Here is a 14,127-nt window from a genome sequence, read left to right as displayed (position 1 = left end):
TCGGACGTGCCGATCAAGGCGGTCCGCATCCACTGGCCGGGAACTGACGGTCCACTGCGCGCCGGGCCGCCCGGGAACCGGCCAGCGCAGTGGCTCAAACCGGTGGGTCGGCAAACTTTCCGCAAAGACGGGAATGTGTGACTTCAGTCACATTAGTTGGCAGCGGCTTGATAATCCTTGGTTGACTACAGGGTGGCGAAGATCCCATCTTCGTGCAGGCCAGGGGGGAGCATTGGGAACGCGAGCGGCGTTCTGGTCGTTGTCACAGGGGCTTCGGCAAGCGTCACGTGGCCCCACCGCGCCACCTCACGGTAACGAGCAAATCGGCAAATCTTTGCGCATGCGCGAGATACAGGGGATTGTCGTGCACTTTCGAACTCTCGGGCCACTTGAAATCATAGGAGAAGAGCGTCCGCTGTCGATCAGCGGTTTCAATCAGAAAGCTATTCTCGGGTACCTTCTCCTGAAAACAGGAGAAGTGGTGTCGGTTCGGCAGCTGGTCGCCGCGCTCTGGGGGGAAAATCCCCCGTCCACCGCCCGGAAAATGGTTCAGAACGGGATATCCGGGCTGCGCCGGCTGCTCGGCACGGACGGACAGCACACCGTGCGGCTGCTCACCCGGGACCCCGGATACGTGCTCCACGTACCGCCGGAGAGCATCGACTTCACCCGCTTCGAGCACCTCGCCAGGCTCGGCCGGAGCCACCTGGCCCTCGGTGCCGCCGTGGAGGCGAGCCGCGCCCTGCGCGAGGCACTGGCGCTCTGGCGCGGCCCGGCCATGGCCGACCTCGCCGAAGCGGGCATCGAATGGCCGGAGCTGAAGGCACTGCAGAACGCCCGGCACGCCGCCTACGAGGACTGCGTCCAGGCCGAGTTGAGCCTGGGCCGCCACCACGAACTGGTCGGCGAGCTGGAAGCGGCCTCGGCCGCCGAACCGGTCCGCGAACGGCTGTGCGGTCAGCTGATGCTCGCCCTGTACCGCTGCGGTCGCCAGTCCGACGCGCTCATGGCGTACCAGCGCACCCGCTCCGCCCTGGTCCAGGAGTTCGGGCTCGACCCCGGACAGGAACTGCGGGACCTGGAGGGCCGGATCCTGCGCCGGGACGCGTCCCTCGACGTCGCGGACGGCACGCCGGTCCCGCCCGTGGCCGTCCGCACGGCCCCCCACCTCCCGGAGCGCCCCGGCGCACCGGCCTTACCCGCCGAGCCGCCCCTGCAGCCCGGGCCCCGGCCGGCCGCGGTACCGCCGGCACCGGTGTACGCCGAGGAGGAACGCCCCGTCGAACGCACCCACGCCAGTGTCGTGCTGGTGTCGCTGCACCCGTGCACGGCCGACGACCTGAGCATGGACGGCGCCGACTCGGAGGAGATCGACGCCCTGGTGAAGACCGTCACGCTCGCCCTGGAGGAGGAGGTCCAGCGGTTCGGCGGAACGGTGCGGATGACCCTCAACACCTCATGGCTGCTGGTCTTCGGCATCCCGCACTCGCGCGAGGACGACCCCGAGCGGGCCGTGTACGCCGCCTGCGCCATCCGGCGGCGGCTGCTGTCGCTGCTGGACGCGCGGCCCGCCCCGGCGTGCTTCGCCACGGTGTCCCCGCGGGTCGCGGTGGCCACCGACGAGGTGGTGGCCACCTACCGCAGCTACGGCGACGAGTGGCCGGCCACGATCACCGGCAAGGCCCTCTACACCTGCGCACGCCTCCTGTTGGTCGCCGACTCCGACAGGGTGCGTATCTGTGACACCACACGGCAGGGCGTGGAGGACAGGTTCAGCTGCTCCGGCACCGCACGCGCCGCGGACGGCTGGGAGGTCGACGGGATCGCCCCGCGCCGCGCGAAGCCGCGCTCGCGGCTGCCCTTCACCGGTCGGCAGACCGACATGGGCATCCTGCGGGCGGTGTTCGACACGGTGCTGCGCCGGCAGCGACCGCAGGTGGTCACCATAGTGGGCGACGCCGGGCTCGGAAAGACGCGGCTGGTGGAGGAGTTCCTGCGGGGCGTCGAGGAGAGCGAGGCGCCCGTCATCCGACTCGTGGGCCGCACCCCGCCGTACGGCAACGATGTCGCGCTCAGCACGCTCGGCGGGATCCTGCGCGGGTACGCCGGGATCGACGAGTCGACCTCCCGCGGTTACGCCGAGCGGCAGTTGAGGGAGGCCGTCGAACGGCTGGTCGGGTGCAACGACAAGAGCAGCTGGCTGCTGCAACGGCTGCGGCCCTGCCTGGACCCGGAGCGGTCCCACGTCGAACCGGGGGCCCGGCGTGAGTTCGGCCTGGCGTGGCGTCAGCTGGTCGAGGAGATCGCGGCCGACCGGCCGCTGATCTTCGTCCTGGACGACCTGCACTGGGCCGACGAGACCCTGCTGGGCGTGATGGCCGAACTCTCCGAGCACACCGGTCCGGTACCGGTGCTGCTCGTCGCGACCGCCCGCCCCGAGGTGCTCCAGACCCGCTCCTGCTGGCGCGGCGGACGCCACGACGCCGGCACCATCACCCTGGACCGGCTGTCCGACGCCTCGATCCGGACCCTGATCTCCGCCCACACCACGGCCGACGGCACCGACCGGGTACCCGCCGCCCGGCGGTCCGACGACACCGACGCCGTGACCGGCCTCGTCGCCCGCATCGGCGGGAATCCGCTGTTCGCCGGCGAGTTCGTCGGCAGCCGCGGCGCGACCGGCGACCGGGCCGCGCTGCCCCGCCGGATCCGGTCCATCGTCACGGCCCGGCTCGACATGCTGTCCCGGTACGAGCGGGCCGTGCTGCGGGACGCGGCCGTGCTCGGCGACCGGCTGTGGGCCGGAGCGGTCGCGGCGGTGGGCGGACAGGACCGCGGCGACGTGGTCAACACCCTCAAACGCCTGGAGGCCAAGGGGCTTTTGCAGCGCGTCAGGCCCGGCAGTGTGGACGGGGAGGAGGAGTACGTCTTCACCCAGGCCGTCGTCCAGGAGGTCGCGTACGACCAGCTGACCCGACGCGCCCGGGCCGAGAAGCACTGGCGGGCCACCGACTGGCTCACCGCCCTGCCCGCGGACCGCGCCGGGCTGCTGCCGCGTCACTTCGAGCAGGCCGTCGCCCTCGGCCGGGAGACCGAACGGTCCGAGCACACCGCGCGCTGCCTGGGTCTGCGCGCACAGCACGCCCTGGCGCAGGCCGGGCAGCGGGCCCTGGCCGTCGGAGCGTACGAGGCGGCCGCGCAGTGCCTGCGGAGCGCGATCGGGCTGTGCCCGCCGCTGCACCCCGAGCGCCAGCACCTGCTGGCCCTGTACCGCCAGTCACTGGCACCGCAGAAGGCCCGCCCCCGTCACCGCACCCCGCGCCCGACTCCGGACACCGGCCTGCCGTCGGAGGAGTCACACCCGGTGAACGCGTAGCCGACCCTCTGAAGGGGCAGGACCGACGCAACCGGTCCGGCACAGCGCCCCGGTCGGTCCGGGGTGATGCCGGTCCGGGGTGGGCCTGGTCCGTGCCGTGTCGCCCGGGGGCGTCGTGTGCGGGGGACGGGCCGCCGGTGGTCGCCTCCGGGACGGGCCCGTGCGGGCCGGGCCGGGTCGTGCCGCAGGTCTGGTGCGGGGCTGGTCGGTGCGGGGTCGCCCGGGGGGTGGGCATGTCACGCGCCCCGGGCCAGGAGCAGTGCTCCGTGCAGGGAGGACAGGCCGCCCAGGGTCGCCTCGCGGACCGTCACGTGCCGGCCGGGGCGGGCGAGACGGGCCGCCTCCCGGGCCACCTCGTCGGTGAAGCCGGGAATGCCGTGGGCGAACCCGCCGCCGATCACGGCCACCTCCAGCGCGAGCAGTTCGCTCGCCCCGATCACCGCCGCGGCCACCGCCCGGCAGCTCTCCCGGACGGCCCGCACCGCCCAGTCGTCGCCGTCGGCGAAGGCCTCGGCGAGTTCACCGAACGCCACCTCGGCGCCCCGCAGTTCCGCCGCCCGCCGAAGTGTCGCGGGGCCGGCGGCCACCGCCTGGACGCAACCCCGCCGGCCGCAGGAGCACGGGGGCCCCGCGCGGTCGACGACGAGGTGGCCCAGCTCGCACGAACCCCGGTCCAGCCCGGGAAGCGGCCGCCCGGCCACGAGCACCCCGCCGGCGATCCCCGTGCCGACCCCGACGTAGACCACATCCGGCGACCCCGCCGCCCGCGCCTCGGCGAGCGCCGCCAGATCGCCGTCGTCGGCCCAGCTCACCTCGGCACCGGGAAACAGCCCGCGCAGCGCCGCGCCCAGGTCCAGCCCGGTCCACGACGGCCGGTTGGGCCAGGTGACGACACGCCCCTCGGCATCGACGGACGCGGGCATCGCCACCCCGACGGAACCGATCGGCCGCCGCCAGCGTTCGCGCAGGGCCGTGGTCCACTCGCCCAGCGCCGCCAGATCCGCCGACCAGCCCGGCCCGTCCGCCGCGGGGGGCCGCTCCGGCCAGCGGAACGAGGTCTCGTAGAACTCCCGGCCCTCGTCCTCCGCGCGCAGGGCGACCTTGGTGCCGCCCACGTCGATACCGAGGAAACTCATCGTCTCTCCCGCGTCTGCGCCGCGCCGGCGAGCACGCCGGCCACCACGTCGGCCACCTCCGCGCCGCGCTGGTCCAGATAGAAGTGCCCACCGGAGAAGACCCGCAGGTCGAACCGGTTCGTCGTGTGCCGGCTCCAGGCGGCCACGTCGTCCACGGCGACCCGTGGATCCGCATCACCGGCCAGCCCGGTGACCGGACAGCCGACCGCGGCACCCGGCTCGCACCGGTACGTCTCCAGCGCCCGGTAGTCCGCCCGCACCACCGGCAGGTACAGACGCAGCAACTCCTCCTCGGCGAGGAGCCGTTCGTCGGTCCCGCCCAGCGCCCGCAGCTCCGCCAGCAGACCCGCGTCGTCGCGCAGGTGCACCCGCTCGCGCGGCGGCCCGACGGGTGCCCGCCGGGCGGAGACGAACAGGGCCGCCGGGCCCCGGTTCTCGCGCTCCAGCAGCAGCGCGGTCTCGAACGCGACCAGCGCGCCCATGCTGTGCCCGAACAGCGCGATCCGGCGGTCCGCCAGGGGTTCCAGAGCCCGCGCGACCCGGCGTGCCAGCGTCGGCAGGTCGGCGACGGGCTCCTCCCGGTAGCGGTCCTGCCGCCCCGGGTACTGGACCGCCAGCACCTCGGCCCGCCCGGCCAGCCGGCCCGAGAACGCCTGGTAGTGGCTTGCGGACCCGCCCGCGTGCGGCAGCACGACCAGCAGCGGGGCGTCCGGGGGTGCGGAATGGAAGCGCCGGAGCCAGGTCCCGGGTTCCACGGTCTGAGCGCTCATGTACGGCCTTGTCCGTCCCGTGTTCGTCGCGAGTCGTCGCGTGTCCGTCGCTGTCGGCGGGCCGGTCAGCCCGCGGCGCCCGCCGCCTCGGCCACCCGGGAGACCAGCGCGCGGGCGCCGAGCCGGTAGCCGAGCGGGCCGAGGCCCACGATCACGCCGGACGCCAGCGGGGCGATCACGGACTCGTGCCGGAAGGTCTCCCGCGCCCAGACATTGGACAGGTGGACCTCGATCCAGGGGCGCTCGTAGCTCGCGAGGGCGTCGCGCAGGCTCCAGCCGGCGATCATGAGCGCTCCGGGGTTGACGACCGCGCCCACGGTGTCGTGGCTGTCGTGGATCGCCCGCACGAGATCGCCCTCGGAATCGCTCTGCACGGACCGCACGTCCCAGCCGGCCTCCGCCGCCTCCTCGGCCACCCACTTCTCGATGTCCCGGAGAGTGGCGGTCCCGTAGATCTCCGGTTCCCGGCGGCCGAGGATGCCCAGGTTGGGACCGTTCAGCAACAACATCGTGGCCATGTTCCACCTCTCGCCGACATCCGTCGAGCAGCATTCTTTTCCAGCCGATTCCGGCTGTTGTCGTTATAGCAGGACCGCCTCCGCCGCCCGTTAATTCCACCGCATTCCGGAATGACCTGAGGGGGAATATAGGGGGAGGGGCAGGGGGATTTACCGCGGCCGGTGCGGGCTCACTGCTCCCGGGGCATCCGCGCCAGGCACTCGGCGACGGCTTTCTCCGGTACTTCCGTCACCAGTTCCGCGCCGCGGGGGCCGTCCAGGACGAAGCCCAGCCCGGACATCGCCTTCTTGTCCAGCCGCATCAGGTCGATCAGCCGGCCGTCGTCCACGTCCGCGGGCAGCGCCGTGGGCAGGCCGTATCCCGCCACGACCGTGCGGTGCTCCTCGCGCCGGGCCGCGTCGATCCGGCCGAGCGCCTCGGCCAGCCGGCCCGCGAACACCGTGCCGATGGCCACCGCCTCGCCGTGCCGCAGCCGGAACCCGGTCGCCACCTCCAGGGCGTGGCCGAGCGTGTGGCCGTAGTTCAGCAGGTGCCGCGGACCGGAGTCGCGCTCGTCGGCCATGACGATCTCCGCCTTGCGGGCCACGCTCGCCGTGATCTGCTCGACGAGCGGCAGCCGGTGGATGCCGTCCACCCCGATGAAGTGGCAACGGGCCAGCTCCCCGTAGCCGTTGACGCGCTCGCGGTCCGGGAGGGTGTCCAGGTACTCGGTGTCGCACAGGACGGCCCGCGGCTGCCAGTAGGCGCCCACGAGGTTCTTGCCCTCGGGCAGGTTCACCGCCGTCTTGCCGCCGATGCTGGCGTCGACCTGTGCCAGCAGCGACGTCGGCAGGTGGATCACCTGGATCCCGCGGTGGAACAGCGCGGCGGCCAGCCCCACCGTGTCCGTCGTCGTGCCGCCGCCGCACGAGACCACCACGTCGTGACGGGTGAGGCCGAAGTCGGCGAAGGCCCGGCACAGTTCGATCACCGTGTCCCAGGTCTTGTGCCGCTCCCCGTCCCTCGCGCGCAGCGCCCGGAAGGGGATGCCGGGATCGGGTGTCCACTCGGCCGGCCGCGCCGAGACCACCACCGCCTTGCGGGCGCCGGCCGCGGCGACCAGCTCGGGGAGCGAGTGCCGCACGCCCGCACCCACGCGCACGCAGTACGAACGGTCGCCCAGGTCGACGTCGATCTGCCGGTACGCGTCCGCGACCCGCACCGCATCCGTCGTTTCCATCGTGTCTCCCCCTAGGCCGACTGGAGTTCGCGGACGGGCCCGGCGGGTGCCGCGCGCAGCGCCGCCCGCACGGCCCGGGCCGCGAAGGCCTCCGTCGCCGCGGGGACGCCCAGCCGGGCGTGCGTCTCCCGCGCGTGCCGGAACAGCAGGTAGTTCACCGGCCCGCCGGCGGCGCTCTCCGCCGCGACCAGGGCGTGGGCGGCGCGCACGTAGTCCCGCCAGGCCCTCTCGGCGTGTTCGCCGGGCCAGAAGTCCCCGGACGGCTCCCAGGGCCGCTCCCCGATCTCCCGGTCGGCCAGTTGCGCGACCGCGATCCGCTCACCCGGGGACAGCGCCGTCGCCTGGGCCTGCCAGTACAGGAAGAGGAAGCCGAGCCGGTGCCCGTCCGGGATCAGACCGGCCAGGGTGCGCAGGTGCAGCAGGGCCAGCGACCGCTGCGCGTCCGCGGTCGGCACCCCGTCCCGCAGGACCGCGAGCGCCAGGTCGCTGGAGGCCGAGGCGAGCGCCACGGCCGGCGCCCCGGCCGCCGGCGAACCGCCGGACAGCCCCGCCGGCACGCCGGGCGCGGCGGCGGACGACCAGCCGGACGGGGAACCGTCCGGTCCGTGCCCGGCGCCCAGCCGGTCCACGGTGTCCGCCAGGACGGTGTCGTACGAGTGGAACCACAGGTCCGCCACCGGTTCCCCGCCGTCCTCGCGCCGGTGGAAGAACCACTGGCTGCCGGGGTCCGCCGCGCGCAGTGCGGCCACCGCCTCCGGAAGTCCGGAAGGAAATGCGGAACGTGCTTCCGGTATTGACCTGTCCGCCGTGCGGAGAAGGCAGTTCGCCCACCTACGAGACATTCCCCAACCTTCCGAATTTCTGGCCGCTGTATCCACCCGAGATGCTAGGCACAACGCTCCCGCCGCTTGTGCGGATCACGGAATGCAGGGGGTCGGGGAGGGGAGTTAGGGACCACATAGGGGGGTCGTCAGGGGGTTTCCCAAAGGAGTGGTCGGCGAGACTCGCTGTGCCGTCCTGCCGTATTCCCGCACAGCAGAGGAGCTTCATCATGTACGACGTCGATGCCTATCTGGCGCACCTGGGACACACCGGACCGGTCGATCCCACCGTCGAAACGCTTCGGAGTCTCCACAAGAAGCACCTCATGACGGTTCCCTTCGACAATTCCGTCAATGCCGAGCGCGGGGACTACATCTGGGACTACGTGGAGATCGACGTCGACGAGGCGTTCGACAGCCTGATCCGCGGCGGTGGCGGCGGCACCTGCTTCGAGCTGAGCGGCCTGTTCCGGCGCCTGCTGACCGACCTGGGCTACCGGGTGGACATCCTCGCCGCCGGCGTACGCGGCCCGGACGGCGGTTTCGGCCCCGACCTGGAGCACCTCTTCGCCGGCGTCCACATCGACGGCGAGGTCTGGCTGGCCGACGTCGGCTTCGCCGGCCCGTCGTTCATCGAACCGGTCCGCGTCGACGCCGAGCCGCAGGAGCAGTACGGCTGTGCCTACCGGGTCGTCCCGGACGCCCGGGACGAGCAGTACCTGGTGCTGGAGCGCAGGGCCGCCGGCACCGACTGGCAGCCGGTGTACCGGTTCAAGCTCCAGCCGCGCACGCTGGCGGAGTGGAAGCGCGACCCGTCCCAGCCCGAGGTCCTGAACCCGGAGTGGAACTGGGCCGGGGAGCTCGTGTCCAACACGACCGTCATCCGCTCCCGGGCCTTCGACACCGGCCAGATCATGCTGGTCGGCCGGCGCTGCCTGACCGTGGACAACGGACGCGAGGAGTTCAAGGTCCTGGTGAAGCCCGAGGACTACGAGGCCACGGTCGGCACCATCCTGCGCCAGGCGGTGTGACGTGGGCGTGCACAGCGACGACTCCGCGCAGACCGTCGACGTCGTCGTCGTCGGATACGGCCCGGTGGGCCAGCTGCTCTCCGTGCTGCTGGCGGAGCGGGGCCACGAGGTCGCCGTCATCGAACGCTGGCCCAGCGCCTATCCGCTGCCCCGCGCCGTCGCCTTCGACGGGGAGGCCGCCCGGATCCTCGCCGCGGCCGGCGTCAGCGACTGCTTCGCCCGGATCGGCGAGTCGTCCCGCGACTACACGGTCACCAACCAGGCCGGTGACGTCCTGCTGCGCCACGACGCCGACGACACCTACCGCAACGGGTGGCCGGACTCCACCTCGATGTACCAGCCCGGTCTGGAGGCGGCGCTCACCGAGCGCGGCACGAGCCTGCCGGCCCTGCGGCTGTTCCGCGACCACGAGGCGGTGGCGCTGGAGGAGGACGGCGACCGCGTCACCGTCGAAGCGGTCGAGGGGGCCACGGGACGGCGGCGCCGGTTCACGGCCGGCTGGGTGGTGGGCTGCGACGGGGCGAACAGCTTCGTCCGCGCCTCGGTGAACCCTGCCTTCACGGACTTCGGCCTCCAGCACGAGTGGCTCGTCTGCGACGTCGTGCTCCACGAGGAGCGCACCTTCGAGCACAACAACCTGCAACTCGCGGACCCGGCCCGGCCCCGGGTCGCGGTGTCCGCCGGGCCCGGTCACCGCCGGTGGGAGTTCATGCGGATGCCGCAGGACGACCCGGAGACGTTCAACTCCGAGGAGAAGGCCTGGGAGCTGCTGCGGCTGGTCGACGTGCACCCCGGCAACGCGACCCTGGACCGCTTCACCGCGTACACCTTCCAGGCGCGGCTCGCGGACCGGTGGCGCTCCGGACACCTGCTGATCGCCGGTGACGCGGCCCACCTCATGCCGCCCTTCGCCGGGCAGGGCATGTGCTCCGGCCTGCGCGACGCGGCCAACCTCGCCTGGAAACTGGACCTGGTGCTGCGCGGGCACGCCGGCGACGGGCTGCTCGACACGTACACCGTGGAACGCCGGCCGCACGTGAAGAAGTCCATCACCATGTCGGTGAACCTGGGCAAGGTCATCTGCATGACCGACGCCAAGGCGGCGGCGGACCGGGACACGGTGATGCTGGCGTCCCGCGCGCGCGGCCTGGGCGCCCGGCGTCCGCAGACCGTGCTGGAGCGGCTGCAGGACGGTGTCGTCCTGCGGGACGCCGACGGAAAGCCGGCCGCGGGGGCGGGGCACCTGACCCCGCAGGGCCGGGTCGCCGGCGCCCGGGGCACCGGGCTCTTCGACGACATCGTCGGCACCGGATTCGTCCTGCTCACCACCCAGGACGCGGGCTCCGGCCCCGACGACGTCCTCGACGCCGGCCACCGCGCCTTCCTGGCGGAGCTCGGCGCCCGCACCGTGCGGGTCCTGCCCGCCGGCACGCCTCCCGAGGCCCTCGGCGCGGACGACGTCGTGGACGTGGACCAGGTCTACCTCCCCTACCTGTCCGAACAGAAGGCCACCGTGGCCCTCGTCCGCCCGGACTTCTACCTGTTCGGAACGGCGGAGGACACCTCCGGGCTGCCGGAGCTGGTCGAGAGCCTGCGGCGGCAGACGGCCGCCGTGGCCGTCGCCGGCTGACCGCGCGCCCCTCCCAGCGGACCTCCCGGGCCGGCCGCCCGCCGCGCCGGCGGACGGCCGGCCGCCCTCCCTCGCACAGGACGGACCCCATGAAGCAGTTCATCCCGCAGTCGTCCACGGAGCCGTCGCCGCCGACGGACCCGCCCGCGGCGCCCGGGTTCCCCGAGGACCTGGCGCTGCGGCTCGCCGATGCCCTGGGCCGCCCGGCGGCCCAGCAGCCCGACTGGCCGGACCCGGCGCGCACGCAGGCCGTGAGCGCCGCGCTGGCGAGCGCCCCGCCGCTCACCTCACCCGCCGAAGTGGACCGGCTGAGTGACCAGTTGGCCCGGGTCGCACGCGGGGAGGCGTTTCTGCTCCAGGGCGGCGACTGCGCGGAGACCTTCGACGGCAACACCGAGGACCACGTCCGCGGAACCCTCCGCGTCCTGCAGCACATGAGCCTCGTGCTCGCGTACGGCACCGGTCTTCCGGTGGTCAAGGTGGGCCGGCTCGCCGGGCAGTACGCCAAGCCCCGCTCCAACGGCACCGACGCCCTCGGCCTGCCGGTGTACCGGGGCGACATCGTCAACTCCCCGGATCTGACGCCGGAGGCCCGCACCCCGGACCCGGAGCGCATGCTGCGCGCCCACAGCAACTCCGCGATCACCCTGAACCTGCTGCGCACCCTGCACCGGGACAGCGCGCTCGGCACGGACCAGATGCGCGACTGGAACGAGGAGTTCGCGCGTTCCTCGGCCGACGGCCGGCACGAGGAGCTCGCCGCGCGGATCGGCCGCGGGCTGGGGCTGCTGTCCGCCTGGGGCACCCTCCCGGGCGGAGCCGAGAGCGCCGAGATCTTCACCAGCCACGAGGCCCTGCTGCTGGACTACGAGCGGGCGCTGCTGCGGGCGCACCGCACGCCGGCCGGGACGGCACGGCTGTACGCGCTCTCCGCCCACATGCTGTGGATCGGCGAGCGCACCCGGCAGCCGGACGGCGCCCACATCGCGCTCGCCGAACTGCTCGCCAATCCGGTCGGGGTCAAGCTGGGCCCGGGGACGACTCCGGCCCAGGCCCTGGAGTACGTCGAGCGGCTCGACCCGCGCGGGGTGCCCGGGCGGGTCACCCTCATCAGCCGGATGGGCAGCGAGCGGATCCGGGACGTGCTGCCCGCGATCGTGGAGCGGGTCACCGCCTCCGGGCACCAGGTGGTGTGGCAGTGCGACCCGATGCACGGCAACACCCACGAGTCGCCGAGCGGTTACAAGACCCGCAGCTTCGAGCGGATCCTCGCCGAGGTCGAGGGCTTCTTCGACGTGCACCGGGACCTGGGCACCCACCCCGGCGGCATCCACGTCGAACTCACCGGGGACGACGTGACCGAGTGCCTCGGCGGCGCCCAGGAGATCGACGACCTGGCACTGGCCGGCCGCTACGAGTCGGTGTGCGACCCGCGGCTCAACGCCGGCCAGTCCCTGGAACTCGCCTACCTCATCGCCGACATGCTGGAACGTCAGGCCGACAGCCGCATCGGGCGGGTGAGGGCCGCCTCCTCCTGACCGTCGGCGTGCGCGGCGTCGTACACCGCGTGGGCGCGGGCGATGTCGCCGCTGTGCCGCTTGGCCCAGCCGACGAGGGAGAGGAGGGTCTCGTGCAGTTCGAGCGCCATCTCGGTGCACTCGTACTCGACCCTGGGCGGGACGGTCGGATAGACGGTGCGCACCAGCAGGCCCTCGCGTTCGAGCTTGCGGAGATTGAGGGTGAGCATGCGGCGGCTGATGCCCTCGATGGTGCGCTCCAACTCGGTGAAGCGCACCGGCCCTTTCGCCGCGGCGACGAGGATTCCGATGGCCCACTTGCCGGCGACACGGTCCAGGACCTCGCTCACCGGGCACGCCGGGTTCTCGGCCTGCTCCGTCACATCGATGTGACCCCGGGACATAAATGTGCCTCCTTCCGCAGGCCGTCATAGTTACACAAGATGGAGTCCGTAACAAAGTGAACCCTCAGAAAGGGAGTCCCATGTCCGCTCAGGCCGTGCCCGCACGAGCAGGCAGCGGCGCGTCTCGCTGGCTCGCGCTGGCGATCCTCTGCGCCGGCCAGCTGATGGTGATCCTCGACGGCACCATCGTGAACGTGGCGCTGCCCTCCATCCAGGAGAGTCTGGGCTTCTCCCCGTCCAACCTCGGCTGGGTGGTGAACGCGTACCTGATCCCCTTCGGCGGCCTGCTGCTGCTCTCCGGCCGGTTCGGCGACCTCTTCGGCCGCAAGCGTGTCTTCACCACCGGCCTGGTGGTGTTCACCCTGGCCTCCCTGCTCTGCGGTCTGGCGCAGAACTCGGCCATGCTGCTGGTGTCCCGCTTCATCCAGGGCGCGGGCGGCGCCGTGACGTCCTCGGTCACGCTCGCCATGGTCGTCACCATGTTCACCGAGCCCAAGGAGCGGGCCAAGGCGATCGGCGTCTACAGCTTCGTGCAGTCCGCGGGCGGCACGCTCGGCCTGCTGCTGGGCGGTGTGCTGACGCAGACCATCAGCTGGCACTGGATCTTCTTCGTGAACGTCCCGATCGGTGCCGTGGCCGTCTTCATGGCCCAGCGCAACCTGCGCGCCGAGGAGGGCGCCGGCAAGGGCAAGAGCACGGACGCGCTCGGCGCCGTCCTCATCACCGCCGCGCTCATGCTGGCCGTCTACACCATCGTCGAGGCCGCCGACTACGGCTTCGGTTCCGCCCACACCCTCGGCTTCGGCCTCGGCACCCTCGTCCTGCTCGCGCTGTTCGTCGTGCGCCAGGCCAAGGCCGCGGACCCGTTGCTGCCGCCCCGGATGTTCAAGTTCCGCAACGTCTCCGGCGCGCTGGGCACCCACACCCTCATGATCTCGGGCATGTTCAGCTTCCAGTTCCTGGCCGTGCTGTACATGCAGAAGGTGCTGGGCTTCGACCAGGTGCAGACCGGCTTCGGCGTGGTCCCGGTTTCGCTGCTCATCGGTCTGATGTCGCTGTTCCTCGCCCCCCGCCTCATCGCCAAGGTCGGCCCCCGGCCCGTGCTGCTCGTGGCCCTCGTCCTGATCTCCGGCGGCCTCGCCCTGCTCGGCCAGATCTCCGCGGACGGCGCCTACCTGACCGACGTGTTCCCCGCGACCGTGCCGCTCGGTATCGGTTTCGGCCTGGCGATGCCGTCGCTGGCGGGCCTGGCCATGTCGGGCGCGACCCCGCAGGACTCGGGTCTGGCCTCGGGCATGTTCAACACCATGCAGCAGGTGGGCGCCTCCCTCGGCCTGGCCGTACTGAGCACGCTGGCCGCGTCGCACACCAGCACCCTGCTGGGTGACGGCACCGGCCGCGCGGACGCCCTGACCGAGGGCTACCAGCTCGCCTTCCGGGTCGGTTCCTGCTTCGTCCTGGGCGCCCTGGTGGTCGCCGCGACGGTGCTGCGCAACCCGCCCCGCCCCGGAGCCGCCCCGGCTCCCCGCCCCGCGGCCGCCCAGCCGTCGGAGACGGACACCGCATCGGCCTGACGGACTCCCCCGAGGGAGGGGGCCGGGCCCGCACGGGTCCGGCCCCCCCTCGCGTGCCGGCCGGCCCCGCGTCACAGCCCCGGCGGTGTGGCCGCGACGCCGGGGGCGACCGGGGGCGGCGCCCGGTCCG

Annotated in this window: 11 protein-coding genes; 5 read left to right on the top strand and 6 right to left on the bottom strand. The window is 72.8% G+C overall.

Annotated elements, in window-relative coordinates:
- The first annotated feature begins 133 nt into the window (after positions 1-133).
- Positions 134-3,376, top strand: coding sequence for a BTAD domain-containing putative transcriptional regulator (locus tag ABZ923_RS32625; protein ID WP_361479026.1), 3,243 nt, complete (start codon positions 134-136; stop codon positions 3,374-3,376).
- Positions 3,377-3,612: 236 nt separating this feature from the next.
- On the opposite strand, the gene ABZ923_RS32620 is transcribed toward ABZ923_RS32625, so the two are convergent.
- The 5 genes from ABZ923_RS32620 to ABZ923_RS32600 all read right to left on the bottom strand — a co-directional run bounded on the left by ABZ923_RS32620 (position 3,613) and on the right by ABZ923_RS32600 (position 7,769).
- On the bottom strand, positions 3,613-4,512 hold the full coding sequence (locus ABZ923_RS32620; protein ID WP_361479023.1) for an ROK family protein: 900 nt from the start codon (positions 4,510-4,512) through the stop codon (positions 3,613-3,615).
- Positions 4,509-5,282 carry an alpha/beta fold hydrolase gene (locus ABZ923_RS32615; RefSeq protein ID WP_361479020.1) on the bottom strand — a complete coding sequence of 258 codons (774 nt, stop codon included), beginning with the start codon at positions 5,280-5,282 and terminating at the stop codon, positions 4,509-4,511. The genes ABZ923_RS32620 and ABZ923_RS32615 overlap by 4 nt, the downstream gene beginning before the upstream one ends.
- A 65-nt stretch (positions 5,283-5,347) precedes the next feature.
- The gene (locus ABZ923_RS32610; protein ID WP_361479017.1) at positions 5,348-5,800 is read right to left on the bottom strand and encodes a type II 3-dehydroquinate dehydratase; all 453 of its coding nucleotides are present in this window, start codon (positions 5,798-5,800) and stop codon (positions 5,348-5,350) included.
- 170 nt (positions 5,801-5,970) lie between these two features.
- Positions 5,971-7,020 (bottom strand): 3-dehydroquinate synthase family protein, encoded by a 1,050-nt coding sequence (locus ABZ923_RS32605; RefSeq protein ID WP_361479014.1) that lies wholly within the window; start codon positions 7,018-7,020, stop codon positions 5,971-5,973.
- Between the two features lie 11 nt (positions 7,021-7,031).
- Entirely contained in the window at positions 7,032-7,769 is a 738-nt protein-coding gene (locus ABZ923_RS32600) for a hypothetical protein (RefSeq protein ID WP_361479011.1), read from the bottom strand.
- 302 nt (positions 7,770-8,071) lie between these two features.
- On the opposite strand from ABZ923_RS32600, the gene ABZ923_RS32595 reads away from it, so the two are divergent.
- From ABZ923_RS32595 to ABZ923_RS32585, 3 genes are all read left to right on the top strand, one after another.
- Positions 8,072-8,872: an arylamine N-acetyltransferase gene (locus tag ABZ923_RS32595; protein WP_361479008.1), complete on the top strand. Its 801-nt coding sequence runs from the start codon at positions 8,072-8,074 to the stop codon at positions 8,870-8,872.
- Position 8,873: 1 nt separating this feature from the next.
- The gene (locus ABZ923_RS32590; protein ID WP_361479005.1) at positions 8,874-10,502 is read left to right on the top strand and encodes a bifunctional 3-(3-hydroxy-phenyl)propionate/3-hydroxycinnamic acid hydroxylase; all 1,629 of its coding nucleotides are present in this window, start codon (positions 8,874-8,876) and stop codon (positions 10,500-10,502) included.
- 89 nt (positions 10,503-10,591) lie between these two features.
- On the top strand, positions 10,592-12,040 hold the full coding sequence (locus ABZ923_RS32585; protein ID WP_361479002.1) for a 3-deoxy-7-phosphoheptulonate synthase class II: 1,449 nt from the start codon (positions 10,592-10,594) through the stop codon (positions 12,038-12,040).
- On the opposite strand, the gene ABZ923_RS32580 is transcribed toward ABZ923_RS32585, so the two are convergent.
- On the bottom strand, positions 11,995-12,423 hold the full coding sequence (locus ABZ923_RS32580) for a helix-turn-helix domain-containing protein (RefSeq protein ID WP_361478999.1): 429 nt from the start codon (positions 12,421-12,423) through the stop codon (positions 11,995-11,997). The genes ABZ923_RS32585 and ABZ923_RS32580 overlap by 46 nt on opposite strands.
- A gap of 80 nt (positions 12,424-12,503) precedes the next feature.
- On the opposite strand from ABZ923_RS32580, the gene ABZ923_RS32575 reads away from it, so the two are divergent.
- Complete coding sequence (locus ABZ923_RS32575; protein ID WP_361478996.1) at positions 12,504-13,997, top strand: MFS transporter; 1,494 nt, start codon at positions 12,504-12,506, stop codon at positions 13,995-13,997.
- Positions 13,998-14,127 lie beyond the last annotated feature (130 nt).

This window comes from Streptomyces sp. NPDC046881, assembly GCF_040645015.1.
Taxonomy (GTDB): Bacteria; Actinomycetota; Actinomycetes; order Streptomycetales; family Streptomycetaceae; genus Streptomyces.
This window is presented reverse-complemented; position numbering and strand designations above follow the sequence as displayed.

Excerpts from the sequence above, each read along its gene's own strand:
- ABZ923_RS32625 (WP_361479026.1), top strand. The coding sequence starts at position 134 with ATGTGTGACTTCAGTCACATTAGTTGGCAGCGGCTTGATAATCCTTGG.
- ABZ923_RS32620 (WP_361479023.1), bottom strand. The coding sequence starts at position 4,512 with ATGAGTTTCCTCGGTATCGACGTGGGCGGCACCAAGGTCGCCCTGCGC.
- ABZ923_RS32615 (WP_361479020.1), bottom strand. The coding sequence starts at position 5,282 with ATGAGCGCTCAGACCGTGGAACCCGGGACCTGGCTCCGGCGCTTCCAT.
- ABZ923_RS32610 (WP_361479017.1), bottom strand. The coding sequence starts at position 5,800 with ATGGCCACGATGTTGTTGCTGAACGGTCCCAACCTGGGCATCCTCGGC.
- ABZ923_RS32605 (WP_361479014.1), bottom strand. The coding sequence starts at position 7,020 with ATGGAAACGACGGATGCGGTGCGGGTCGCGGACGCGTACCGGCAGATC.
- ABZ923_RS32595 (WP_361479008.1), top strand. The coding sequence starts at position 8,072 with ATGTACGACGTCGATGCCTATCTGGCGCACCTGGGACACACCGGACCG.
- ABZ923_RS32585 (WP_361479002.1), top strand. The coding sequence starts at position 10,592 with ATGAAGCAGTTCATCCCGCAGTCGTCCACGGAGCCGTCGCCGCCGACG.
- ABZ923_RS32580 (WP_361478999.1), bottom strand. The coding sequence starts at position 12,423 with ATGTCCCGGGGTCACATCGATGTGACGGAGCAGGCCGAGAACCCGGCG.
- ABZ923_RS32575 (WP_361478996.1), top strand. The coding sequence starts at position 12,504 with ATGTCCGCTCAGGCCGTGCCCGCACGAGCAGGCAGCGGCGCGTCTCGC.